Annotated in this window: 12 protein-coding genes; 8 read left to right on the top strand and 4 right to left on the bottom strand. The window is 60.7% G+C overall.

Annotated features, from left to right (window positions below):
* The first annotated feature begins 218 nt into the window (after positions 1-218).
* From NW837_RS04955 to NW837_RS04930, 6 genes are all read left to right on the top strand, one after another.
* Entirely contained in the window at positions 219-560 is a 342-nt protein-coding gene (locus tag NW837_RS04955; RefSeq protein WP_414329540.1) for a hypothetical protein, read from the top strand.
* 71 nt (positions 561-631) lie between these two features.
* A complete protein-coding gene (locus NW837_RS04950) occupies positions 632-1,042 on the top strand; it encodes a DUF6464 family protein (protein ID WP_414329538.1) in 411 nt (136 codons plus the stop codon).
* The gene (gene pyrF / locus NW837_RS04945; RefSeq protein WP_414329536.1) at positions 1,039-1,746 is read left to right on the top strand and encodes an orotidine-5'-phosphate decarboxylase; all 708 of its coding nucleotides are present in this window, start codon (positions 1,039-1,041) and stop codon (positions 1,744-1,746) included. The genes NW837_RS04950 and pyrF overlap by 4 nt, the downstream gene beginning before the upstream one ends.
* A gap of 131 nt (positions 1,747-1,877) precedes the next feature.
* Positions 1,878-2,462, top strand: coding sequence for a hypothetical protein (locus tag NW837_RS04940; RefSeq protein WP_414329542.1), 585 nt, complete (start codon positions 1,878-1,880; stop codon positions 2,460-2,462).
* A gap of 200 nt (positions 2,463-2,662) precedes the next feature.
* Complete coding sequence (locus NW837_RS04935; RefSeq protein ID WP_414329534.1) at positions 2,663-3,784, top strand: hypothetical protein; 1,122 nt, start codon at positions 2,663-2,665, stop codon at positions 3,782-3,784.
* Between the two features lie 22 nt (positions 3,785-3,806).
* Positions 3,807-5,096 carry a PLP-dependent aminotransferase family protein gene (locus NW837_RS04930; protein WP_011432005.1) on the top strand — a complete coding sequence of 430 codons (1,290 nt, stop codon included), beginning with the start codon at positions 3,807-3,809 and terminating at the stop codon, positions 5,094-5,096.
* Between the two features lie 23 nt (positions 5,097-5,119).
* On the opposite strand, the gene NW837_RS04925 is transcribed toward NW837_RS04930, so the two are convergent.
* Positions 5,120-5,539, bottom strand: coding sequence for a TerB family tellurite resistance protein (locus tag NW837_RS04925; protein WP_414329532.1), 420 nt, complete (start codon positions 5,537-5,539; stop codon positions 5,120-5,122).
* 223 nt (positions 5,540-5,762) lie between these two features.
* Here NW837_RS04925 and NW837_RS04920 point away from each other — a divergent pair, with 223 nt between their 5' ends.
* Positions 5,763-6,890 carry an iron-containing alcohol dehydrogenase family protein gene (locus tag NW837_RS04920; protein WP_414329530.1) on the top strand — a complete coding sequence of 376 codons (1,128 nt, stop codon included), beginning with the start codon at positions 5,763-5,765 and terminating at the stop codon, positions 6,888-6,890.
* A gap of 24 nt (positions 6,891-6,914) precedes the next feature.
* Here NW837_RS04920 and NW837_RS04915 read toward each other — a convergent pair whose 3' ends face one another.
* The 3 genes from NW837_RS04915 to NW837_RS04905 all read right to left on the bottom strand — a co-directional run bounded on the left by NW837_RS04915 (position 6,915) and on the right by NW837_RS04905 (position 10,160).
* Positions 6,915-7,856, bottom strand: a complete 942-nt coding sequence (locus NW837_RS04915; RefSeq protein WP_414329528.1) for a DMT family transporter — start codon at positions 7,854-7,856, stop codon at positions 6,915-6,917.
* A gap of 248 nt (positions 7,857-8,104) precedes the next feature.
* Positions 8,105-9,226, bottom strand: a complete 1,122-nt coding sequence (locus NW837_RS04910) for a glycosyltransferase family 9 protein (RefSeq protein ID WP_414329526.1) — start codon at positions 9,224-9,226, stop codon at positions 8,105-8,107.
* Positions 9,227-9,353: 127 nt separating this feature from the next.
* Positions 9,354-10,160 (bottom strand): hypothetical protein, encoded by an 807-nt coding sequence (locus tag NW837_RS04905; RefSeq protein ID WP_148202674.1) that lies wholly within the window; start codon positions 10,158-10,160, stop codon positions 9,354-9,356.
* Between the two features lie 454 nt (positions 10,161-10,614).
* On the opposite strand from NW837_RS04905, the gene NW837_RS04900 reads away from it, so the two are divergent.
* Positions 10,615-11,895 (top strand): DUF4912 domain-containing protein, encoded by a 1,281-nt coding sequence (locus NW837_RS04900; RefSeq protein WP_011432000.1) that lies wholly within the window; start codon positions 10,615-10,617, stop codon positions 11,893-11,895.
* Positions 11,896-11,918 lie beyond the last annotated feature (23 nt).

Below are 11,918 nucleotides of genomic sequence, written 5' to 3'. Positions count from 1 at the left end.
CCATTGCACCCTCAGCCAACCCCAAGATTTCTTTTCCTACCGCCGCGATGGATCCCTGAAGGATGAGCAGGGCCGTCCTTGCGTGCAGTGGTCGGGAATTGGACTGCGGTCGTAGGAAGACTTAGCCCGGCCCTGCCCAGAGGAACCGGAAGTAGTGGCTATAATTGCGCTCAAGATAGGGCTCTTAAAATAAACTAATCCTAGCCGGCGAGGATCCCATGTTTCGCAGCGTTACCTTTTGTGGATTGTCTTGGATGGCTTTGTCCCTGGCGCTTGCTTTGCCTGAAGGGGTTAATGCTCAAACCTCTCTAACCGGCATCAACCGTGACAGCGTACTGCAACTGAACCTTGGGTCGGGACGCAGCCTCCCTCGGGTACCTGTGGGCGGTTCAGGTTCTGAGGAGGGCCGGGATCCTGCTGCTCCTTCGGCACAAATGTGGGCAGAGTGGCATATTCGCGCCAATGTCTGTACCGGAAACCTATCCACAGAAGAACTGGCGGAGCTGTTTCCATTGGTGAATCAAGCTCTAGTGGATACCGTTTGCCGGGGAGGAAGTTAAAGGTTGCCCAGGCTGGCGGTAAGGTGAAGAAGGAGCCTCTAGGTCGCTGCTGCATGGATTTTGAGAAACTTTTGGAGGAATGGGTTGCAGCCTTTGCCCAAGTGGCCGAAGAAAGTTTGGCCTCTTTGGAGACTGCCCTGATGGAGCTGGCAGAGCACTTGGCTGTGCCTTTACAGGAAACCCTTAGGCAGTGGGAAGCCCTCTGGAATCTGGAGGAGGAAGTGGAGCTGGAGCCTGAGCCAGAACCCTTTGAGGAAACCCTCAACCCTTCTGGCGAATCTTTCACCACCAGTCGTTTCTTCGTCAGCCCGATAGGATTTGGGGGCGTGGTTGTTTACACTTACGTGGCTTCGCCGCCAGAATACATCGGGGATCCCACCTGCCGCTACAATGCCCATTCTCCAGAGTTGCGCTGTGCCGTCAACCCCTGCGGCCCCTGTGAGGGCTGTCCCCACTATGAGCCCCGGAATGAGCCCCGATGAAGGGTGACCGCCTGATTGTTGCGCTGGATACTTCTTCTCAAGAGCAGGCTCTGGAGTGGGTGGACTCTTTGCCGCAGGTGCTGTGGTGGAAGGTGGGTCTGGAGTTGTTCACTGCTGCGGGTTTTCCCATTCTGCAGGCTCTCAAGGAAAGGGGCAAGCGCATTTTTCTGGATTTGAAGCTGCACGACATTCCCCACACCGTGGGGAGGGCCACGGCGGTGGCCGTCAGCTATGGAGTGGATCTGCTCACCGTCCATGCTGCCGGTGGCAGTGCCATGTTGCGGGCAGCCGTGGCAGCCGCCCAGGGCAGTCCTTGTCGGCTATTGGCGGTTACCCTCTTAACCAGCATCAGCCCCCCGCAGGTGCGACAGGAACTGGGCATCGAGATGGATCCCGCCGACTATGTGTTGCATTTGGCCCGGCTGGCTCAAGCTCAAGGCTTTACTGGACTGGTTTGCTCTCCTCAGGAGGTCTCGCGGTTGCGCCAAGCTTTGGGGCCGGAGGTTTTGCTGGTTACTCCCGGGATCCGTCTGGGCCAAGCCAAGGCGGGGGATGGAGAGGAGGATCAACAGCGCATCTGCACGCCCGACGAAGCTCTGCGGGCAGGAGCCGATTATCTGGTGGTGGGCCGCCCCATCACCGCTTCTCCCGATCCCGTGGCCGCCTTGCGGCGCTTCCAAGCCTCATGGGATGCTGCCGGGTGAGGGTGTGGGGAGATGCCCGATGTTATTGGGGTAGTTCTGTAATGCAACGACGCCGTAGGCTTGTGCAGTGGATCCCTGAAAAAAGGCCGGCTGGATCCGGCAGGAGATGTTGGCTAGGAGTCGGTTTGTCGGTGGTTTTGGGCCTGGTCAGCACTCCTGGGCGCGTTAGGGGTGCAGAGCATTTCGTTCCGGCAAGAGGGGAAACTTGCCTGGCTGCTCCTCAGGTTTGGGCTGAGGCTCTAACGGAGCAGTTGCCTTTGTTTCTCAATCTGGCCTTGAGCCGCTCCCGCTCTGAGTTTCAGGTTGTGCTGGTGGGGAAGCCGGAGGTTGAAATGCTCTCTCCAAGGTCTCTGGCCCGCTTACGCCAACAGGAGCTGGCTCCGGTTTTGCCGGACACCGCAACTGCTGTTTCGCCAGAAGCTTTTCGGCTGTATTTCACCACGCTGGAGCGCCGCTTGGTCTTGCCCCAACACCCCCAAAAGGAGGGCAACTCCTTGGCCGGTCGGCGCAGCGAAACCCTGCAACTGGCCTACGAGGCTTATGTTCTGCGGGCTGCTCCTGGGGATCCCTGGCGGTTGGTGCGTCTGCAGGTAACCGGATCGGGGATCCCCATTCGCGATGTAACGAATGGACTCACTGCCCAGGCCATCCGCCGCTGGCAACAGTCGGGTTGCCCCTTGACGGGCGATCTAGAGTTGACTAGACCTTCTCTCTAGCGGCGCGGAGCGCTTTGCGTCAGCATGAGTGCGGGAGTATGTCACGCGGGGAGATTCTCTTTTGGAAGTAACGAAGGGGCACTTTTTCTCCCCAACCGGCCAAGAGTAGAGGGCGTCGGATGTTCTGCTGCCGGTCGAGGGCCCACCCCGTGTAGGGATAGTGTTCTGCACTGCTCATGCGAACAGGCTAGGGTTTACCCATGAAGTTTCCCCCCGCCACACCCCGCCTGGGCAAGCGGCTGCCCCGCGGCTCATTTCCCCGCCTGAGCTCCTCCAACAGGGACAACCATCGCCGTCGGCGTTTGGTCGGTTTTGGTTTCATGGGCCACTGGCTGCTTTGGGGGGGGATGGGCCTTCTTTTGGGGCAGCGACTCCGCTCTTGGGGGCAACCGGCTCCTCTGCAGTGGTGGCGCGTTTTGCCGGTGAGCGGTTCTGAGGGATCCCTGACTTTTGTCCAACCGGAACTGCCTCTCTACCACTCGTTCGCGTCAGTGGTGCGGAGCGCTTTTGCCGACAGGCTACTGCCCTGGCTGGCTCAGGGAACCGGGATCTCGGCTGAAGGGATCCTGCACATCTTCTCAGCTATGGCCTGCTTGGCCATTCTGCTGTTGTGCTGGAGCTGGGGCAACTTCTGGAGTGCCGGTCTATGGGGACTCAGCCCCTGGGTGTTGACCCAAGGGTTGGAGCCAGGCAGCGAGATTTTGGGCAGCCTGGTTTTGCTTTGCAGTTGTGGTGTTGGGCCGGGATCCACCTTGCGCTGGTGGGGTCTGGCCTTAGCTTGTGCCCTGTCTTATAAGGTTTGGCCCTTGGCTCTGCTCTGGGCGGGGCTGTGGACGAGCCAGCAGTGGCCGCGGCAACCGTTGCGTTCGCGTCAGCAGTGCGGGGCATCAGGACTGCTTTTGCTGCTGCTGGTGATGGGGCTTTCCTGGCTGGGACGGTTTAATTTGCCGGCTACCTCTGCTGAGGTGATTCCCCATCCTCTCAGCTCCCAAGGTGGCTTGGCCGTTTTGGCTACTTTGATGCTGCCCTTGGGGTTGAGCTTGGTGCGGCTGGGCTGGCCTTGGGCGGAACGGCAGCAAGCCCTGCTCAGCTTGGCCGGCTTGGGCCATGTCCTCTGGGTGGGAGTGCTGGCAGCAGTGTTTTGGGATCCCCAAGTGAACACCCTGCAGCAAAGTGCTCGCTGGGGTTTGGTGGTGCTCCCCTTCCTATGCCTGAGCGCCGGCGGCGTCTTGGCTGAGATCCCCTACCGGAGCTGGCGGCGGGTTTTGGGATCCCTACTCCTGGGCAGTTCTTTCTTGTTATCGTGGCAGGCATTGGCCTAAGGTATTCTTTCTCTTGCTTGCCATGACCCAGACCTCGTCCGCATCGGCACCGCGCAGCACTTCGCGGCCCTTGTTGCAAACCCTTTTTGCCCAACGGGCTCAGGCTGTGATCCCTTCTCCTTTCGGGGCGGAGATCCCAGGGGCGGTGCCAGTGGTTACCAGTTTTACCTTTGGGCTGGCGGATCCGCGTCTGTTCCCCAAGGCCGACTTGGCGCGGGCCACGGCGGAGGTGTTGGCGGAAGATGGGGACAATGCCCTCAATTACGGCGGCACGTTTGCCGGGCTGATCGACGTGGTGCTGCAGTTGATGCGGGATAGAGGGGTAGAGGCCCAGCCGGAAAACCTACTGATCGGCTATGGCTCTGGGCAGATCCTCGGCCTGTTGCCTCAGGTCTTCGTGGAGCCGGGGGATGTAGTCATTGTGGAAGGGCCCACCTTCATGGGGGCTGTCAGCCGTTTTGCGGCGGCAGGAGCGCGTCTGATCTCGATCCCGGTGGATGGGGAGGGCATGGTGGTGGATCGCTTGGAAGAGGTGCTGCGCGATCTGGCTCGCCAAGGGATCCGCCCCCGATTTGTCTATACCATTCCCACCTTCCAAAACCCCAAAGGCTGCACCCTCTCTGGGCCACGGCGGCAGAAATTGGTGCAGTTGGCAGCTGAGTACGGTGTGGTGGTGGTGGAGGACGAGGCCTACTACGACCTGCGCTTTGCCGGGGATCCCTTGCCCAGTTTGGCTGCGCTGGATCGGGAAGGCTGGGTTCTTCATGTGGGCACCTTCTCCAAGATTGTGGTGCCGGGGGTGCGGGTGGGTTGGGCCTGTGGTCACCCTGAGATCATCCGCCGCTTGGAGATGTTTCGCAGCGAGGGATCCCTGGGGCCCTTTTTGGGCCGGGTGGTGGCCCGCTATTGCGGGGAGGGCCGTCTGCAAAGCCACATTCAACTCCTCACCCGTCGCTACCGAGAAAAGTGCCAGGTGATGCTGGAGGCCATCGCTCAATATTTTCCGCCCGAAGTCAAGGTGGAGGCCCCTGGGGGTGGATTCTTCGTTTGGTGTGAGCTACCCCCTTTCCTAAGCGCCAGCACCTTGTTGCAGGCTACCCGTGCCCTGGGGGTCACCTTCCTACCGGGCACCCACTGCTTTGCCGATGGCCAAGGAGACCATGCTCTGCGCCTGGCCTTCAGCTATCAACCCGAGGAGCGCATTGTCAGTGGGATCCAGACCATTGGGGAACAACTGTACAGACTGATACACTCTTGCGCCAGCGGTGCGGAGCAGCAAGGGAAGGAGCTCTCCAAAAGCATGGATCCTTGAAGCCCAGAGCGCAGATTTCCCGCTCACCTGCCCCCCACAGCCTTAGCCATGCGCCGGAAAAATTGCCCAACGCCCTTCACCAGGTTGGGTGCAGCTTCTGGACGAGCCGGGATCCCTGCCATGAGGGTGTAGTAGTCATCCAAGAGGGTGTGCTCTTCTGGAGAGACCGTGTTGTCGGCCATCATCAGGTTGCCGATTGCTCCCAAAAGTTGCATACGCTCGGTTTCGCTAGCCTGGGCTAGATAATCGGCCATCCAGCGCTCGGTTTGCTCCATCGGGATGGGCTCTTGGATCAGTTCTCGCAGCTCGGTATCGTGCTCCAAACCATAGCGGCGCAGCAGGGATCCCAAGTAGGCCAATTCCTGGGGTTCCAAATGCCCATCGGCCCAAGCAGAGCCGGCCACAATTTTGAGCATGAGCTGATGTTGAGTTGTGGGGTTCATGGTGGGATCCCTTGCTGAGAACTGTCAGCGATCCGGAGGCCTTAGAGGCTGAAGAGTTGAGGGGATGACCAGCTTCAACAACTATAGCCAGACCTTAGGTGAGCCATCTGCATTCGCGCCAGCGGTGCGCAGCCCTTTTTGCGGCTAGAATCGTTATCTGTATTCACGGACACTGAGCTACCGCGATAGCGGGACGGAGTCCTTTTTCTCGCCCATTCTTGCAATGCTGAGCGCCTCTCCTTGCCAATTGGATCTTGCCATTCCGGCCCCAGGTCGGCTGTACCGCGGCAGCGGCGTTCTGGAAGCTGTGCCCCTCACCGTGCTGGGATCCCGCGTGCTGGTGATCGGGGGGGAACGCTCCTTGGCTGTAGTTGAGGCCCCCCTGCAGCGCAATTTCGCCCGGGATCCCGCCCTCCAAGTTCACTGGACTACCTACGGGGTAGACTGCAGCGAGTCCGAGCTGGCGCGTTTGCAGGCGCTGGCCACGGCGGAATCGGTAACCGGCATCTTAGGAGTGGGGGGTGGCAAGGCACTGGATACGGCCAAGCTAGTGGCCCACCGGCTGCGGATCCCCGTGGTTACCGTGCCCACCTCTGCGGCCACCTGTGCCGCCTGGAGTGCCCTATCCAATATCTACTCCAACAGCGGCGCTTTTCAGCGGGATGTGAGCCTGGATCGCGCCCCTGCTGCCCTGATCCTGGACTATGAGCTGATTCTGCAAGCTCCAGCGCGCACCCTAGTGGCTGGGATCGGAGATGCCTTGGCTAAGTGGTACGAGTCTTCCGTCAGCAGCGGCAGTTCAGAAGATGCCCTGGTGATTGGCGCTGTGCAGCAGGCCCGCGTCCTGCGGGATTTGCTCCTCCAGCAATCGGTGGCGGCCTTGAGGGAGCCGGGCGGAACCGCTTGGAAGCAGGTGGTGGATGCCTGCATCTGCCTGGCAGGGATCGTTGGCGGCATGGGTGGGGCCAAATGTCGGACGGTGGCTGCCCACGCTGTCCACAACGGGCTAACCCACTTGTCGGGGCACCGGGCCACCCTGCACGGCGAGAAGGTGGCTTTCGGCATTTTGGCCCAGCTCCGCCTAGAAGAGATCCTGCAGGGAAGCCAGTTGGCGCTGGCGGCACGTACCCAGTTGCTGACCTTTTACCGGCAGGTGGGGTTGCCCCTCAACTTGCGGGATCTCAAGCTAGGTCACTTGGGATCCGCCGACCTGCTGCATGCTGCCCAAGTGGCCTGCCAGCCAGGATCCGACATCCACCACCTGCCCTTCCCCGTCAGTCCAGAAGCCCTGTTGGTGGCCCTTACCACCACAGACCTGACCAGCTCCAGCCCTGTTCTCCCTCGGCTGTAAGTCCTGGCAGAGGATATCTGTCTGCTATCCAACTCCGCCGGTACGGGCCTGGGTCGGCATTGTGGGCAGGCGGGCTTCGCCGTAGGCTCCAGAGGTGGCGCCCACCAAGATCAAGGCTCCGCCCATCCAAGTCCACCCATCCGGGATCTCGGCAAACACCCAAAACCCGATTAGGCTGGCCCAGAGCAGACGGGAGAAATCCAGAGGCAGCAGCATCGTCACCTCAGCCAGCTTGTAGGCCTGGGCGAGGGCCACCTGGCCAATGCTGCCCAGTAGCCCCATGGCCACCATCCACAGCCACTGCTCAGGAGAAGGCCAGGTCCAAACCCAGACGGCAGCCAGAAAGGAAAGGGGGGTCTGCAGCAGGCCCATGTAGGCCGTAATCGTGAGGCTGGACTCGGTGCGGGAGAGGATCTTGAGCACGATGGTCACCCAGGCAAAGAGTGCTGCCGCCCCCAAGGCCAGCCCTGTTCCCAGAGAAAACTCTCGGAAGCCTGGCCTCAACATCACCAAAGCCCCGGCAAACCCCAGGCCCAATCCCAGCCAGCGGGACGAGCGCATCTGCTCGCCCAACACCCATACCGCCATCGTGCCGGCAAACAAAAGTTGAACAAAGCTCAGCGCCGTAGCTTCTGCCAGAGGCAACAGGCTGGCTGCCCAAAAGGAGAGCAACATCCCCACCGTGCTGATCGCCGAGCGCAGGAGGTAAAACTCCATCTTGGCGGTGTGCAGAGACTGGATCCCAGCCCGCAACACCAGCGGCGACAGGGCGAGAAACCCGAATAGGTTGCGCAAAAACACAATCTGAAAGGGGTGAAGGGCGGGAGTGTTGAGCCGGATGATCGCGCCTAAACAGGCAAAGCAAGCAGTGGCCAGCAGCTTCAGGGCAACTCCTTGCCAGAGCCTTATTTTTCCCCACTCTGCAAAGCGGCTCAGCTGGTGGCGACACCACGTCTCCAAAGTCACAGCTCACACCCAAATGGTTTAGGCACTAAGTTTTCAGCCTTGAACTCTCAGCTTAAACGGACTTCCAGGGATCCGAACTGCGCCCCTGGGCACTCCTTGCTGCCCACCGGCCCCCCTGATTCCCAGGGGGAAAAAGATGGGGATCCCAAGACATGGCCATTTCAAGTAGCCATGAAACAACTCACCCCGTCGCTCCATAGCTCCCCTCTCTCTTTGGGAGAGGGGCTGGGGGTGAGGGCGTGGAACCTCTAGGTTTGCTTGAGAATCTCTTTCAAGTAGCCGATGACCGTTTCCGGCTTGAGATGGGCCATACAGGGATGACCCTCCACCAGGCAGGTTTCGTTTTTGAACTTGTTCTCTGCGCAGACCCGGCACTTGTAGGCGGTTTGGGTGAGATAGACGTGGGGCAGACGAGGAGCCCACAGTCGCACCGGGCTGGCCCCATCCCCATCGGCATCGTTGCCAAACAGGGCAATGGTGGGACAGCCCACTGCCGCCGCGATGTGCATCGGCCCCGCATCCACGGAGATACACACCCGCGCCCGCTTCAGGGCCCCCGCCAGCTCCATGAGGCTGGTTTTGCCCCGCAGGTCAACCATTCCCGTTTGGGCCAGCAGTTCGTCTTCGCTGCTGCCGCCGTGGTAGAGGGATTGCTGCAGCTCCGGCGCGCTGCCGATTAGCCCCACCTGCAGGCCCTGGCCTTGGCACCACTGGATCACCTGCCGCCAGTACTCCAGAGGCCACATCTTGGCGCGGCGGGTAGTGGTGATGTGCACCAAGACCTCTGGCACCGGAAAACCGGGATCCCGGCTGGGCAGCTCCAGGCGGAAAAAATCCGTCTCCACGTACGCCAGGCGACAGAAGATTTCGGCGATGTAGTTGCTGGTGAGGATCCCTTTGTAGCGCTGCAGAAACTCCAGGCCGTTCCAGTCGTCATCCTGGAGCATGCGCTGTACCGGGTCGGAGCCGGGGTCCAACTTGCGGCGAAAATCCAGAGTCAAGCCGGCCCCGGCAATGTATTGAGGGCGCAGGGCCGTTACCGCCACCAGGTTGAGCTCGCTAAACTCGTCGCAATTGATGGCCAAGTCGTAGGGGCCGGCCTGGGTCACCCGTTCTCGCACAGCAGCGGTCAGGGCCTCGAGGTAATCGGGACGACGGCTGTAGAGAGGAAAGCTGAAGTCGATGTAGGGGCAGTGGAGCTCAAAGTCGCGGGTAATCTCGCTGCCAAAAAAATCCAGCACACAGCCGGGGTATTTTTCCTTGAGGCCCCGCAACAGCGGGATGGTAACCACAAAATTGCCCACCTTGCTGGAGGAAAACACCGCCAGGTGGGGATGTTCCCGCAGAGGTTGGTTGGCAAACCGTTGCATAAGGCTGGGATCCCCAGGAAGATATCAACCCCGCTGGAGGTGGTGCGGGTGGTGCAGACAGAGCACTTTTGCTAGGCTAGCATTCCTCTGTCCTGTGCTTTGATGGCCATGCTGGGATCCCTGGGCCTCAGGGGAGACTGGCTTGGCTGCCATCCCAGATGACCACCACAGCAAAGCGATCCAGAAAGCCATCTGTCGCATTCATCTGGCGCAGACTAAAAGCATCTTCGGCGGAAATCACCAGGTCGTAGCCCAGGGTGCGGATGGCACGAATGCGGTGAGGCCGTTCCCCGATGCGGTTCACCAGTGAGCGGGCCTGCTCTTCCGAGGTGGCATAGGCAGCTGTGCCCTCGCTGCCCACAAAGGCCGCGTTGAGGTCTTGGCCAAGAGTAACGGGGGTATAGACTTGATTGCCATCGGGATCAAACAAGCGCATTGACTGGCTGGGCAAGAAATCTAAGCCCCGCGCATCCACAATCAACCCTGTCACTTGCGGTTCCCGCCGCTGGGATCCCGCCTCCAGACCCGTTCCGCCCCCTGGCCCTTGGCCTGTGCCCACCCCTGAGCCAGGACTGGCTCCGCGCACCCCACTCTGGCCGCTGCCCGGCCCGATCACTTCCCCCTGCCGGGATCCAGAGCCACTGCCGCCAGGGCTGGTGCCGAACTGCCGCAACAGATCCAGATCGAAAACCGGGCCTTCTGCCACTTCTCCATGGCCGGGTTGGGCCGGCTGGACTTTTGGATCGGCTTGATCTGTTTGTGGGAGCGGAACAGAATCCTGGGTTACTGGACGCCAGGGCGTTGCTTCAGAAGCGGGCAGGGTAGGGGATCCCCCTTGCAAGCGGTAAAGGGGAGGAAACAGCGTTTGGGCATCCACAGCTTCCACCGGCAAGACCGGCCCCGCCAGCAGGATCCCCAGTGCTGCCCAGCTCACTTGGATCCGTATGCCTTGAATCCTATACTTCCACCACCTCATGCCCACACCTCTTGGCCTCAAAACCTGCGGCCCGCTCGGCAACCGCTCATCCTCCCCCATGTTATCCAGGCAGGGCCGGTTCGGCAGGGGATCCCGCGCAGTCTTCCCCTTGGCTTGAGAGCAGCTGGGGCTCCTGGCCTCTCCCTAAAGGTGGGTCGGAGAACAAGAGATTGATCCCCAGCGATCCCCAGGGTCTTGACCGACAGGCAAAAATACGCAAACATGGGTTCATCATTCTTGATGATCCCCGTTGATCCCCACCTGTGGTCATCAGCGGCTGGAGAGCCCGAGGCAAGCCGATACATCAGCAGGTTCAAGGTTGTCCTCAGAACCACAAGCTGGGATCGGCCCATAGGACAAAAGCTGGAGCATTGCACGAAGCCCGATTTGTCGAAGACAGGAGACCCCGACCATGCCACAAGAGCGGATCCCGTTGGAAGAAATGACCATCCGGCAGTTGCGGGAAGAAGCTGCCCGCTATCAGATCCCCAAGTACAGCCGCATGACCAAAGACCAGCTGATTGAGGCCATTCGAGAGGCCCAAGTCAAAGCTGGCCGCCCTGTCGATGCCATGCCGGAGCCCAAGGGGCAAGAATCGGTCACCCAAACGAAGTTTAGGGGTCAAGAGGTTGCCGGCAAGACGGATCTGGCCGATGTGGACAAAGGGCTGGGGGATCTGCCGGAGGGCTATGGGGAAAGCCGCATCGTTTTGCTGCCGCGGGATCCCCAGTGGGCCTACGCCTATTGGGATGTGCCCAACGAGGCTAAAGAAAGCAAGCGCCGCGAGGGCGGCCAACAGTTGGCGCTGCGCCTCTACGATGTGACGGATATCGATTTCAGCTACCAGCCGGCCCACAGCATGCAGGAGTACCCCTGTGATGAGTTGGCGCGGGAGTGGTATTTGCCGATCCCGGTGAGCGATCGTTCCTACATTGTGGAAATTGGCTACCGGACGGCAGATGGCCGCTGGCTGATGTTGGCCCGCTCGGCGGCGGTGATGGTGCCGCCGGTCTTTCCCTCCGACTGGTTTGAAGAGCACTTCCTGACAGTGCCCTTCGACATGGCTCTGCAGGGCCGCACCCTTTACCAGCTCAGCGAGCCCTACAAGCGCAGCGCCACCGGCATGGGCGTGGTGGACTACAAAGGCGATGAGCCGCAGCAGGGTGCCACGGTCGATCCCTTCCTAGAAATGGTGGGTGGCTTTGAGGCGATGCGGGTGGCGGGATCCCTGTTTGGCAGCCACCAGATGGGCAGCCGCCAATTGGTGCCCGAGCAGGCCATCAGCTCGTTTATCATCCCCTCGGGTGTGGGCATGATGGGGATGGCCATGGCGGAGGTGCCCGCTGCTCCCTGGATGGCTTCAGGATCCGGCCTGGGCCTGTTCTCGGGGGCTTCCGAAGTGCTGCCGCAGCGCTCTCGCAAGTTCTGGTTGGTGGCCGATGCCGAGCTGATTGTCTATGGGGCCACAGAGCCGGATGCCACCGTTACCATTGGCGGGCGGAAGATCCAGCTCAACCCCGATGGCACCTTCCGCTTCCACATGGCCTTCCCAGACGGCAACATCGACTTCCCCATCTTTGCGGTGGCTGCCGATGGCGAGCAAAACCGGGAGATCCACATGACTTTCGACCGCCGCACCCTCTCCCGCCGCACCAACACCAAGGAGGAGGCCATCGAAGAGTTGTTGCCCTGAAGGATCCAACCTTTCCCTTCTTG

The organism is Synechococcus sp. R6-10 (assembly GCF_047461815.1).
Classification (GTDB): Bacteria; Cyanobacteriota; Cyanobacteriia; order Thermostichales; family Thermostichaceae; genus Thermostichus.
Note: the sequence above shows the minus strand (reverse complement) of the source record. Positions and strands in the feature narration are given on the sequence as shown.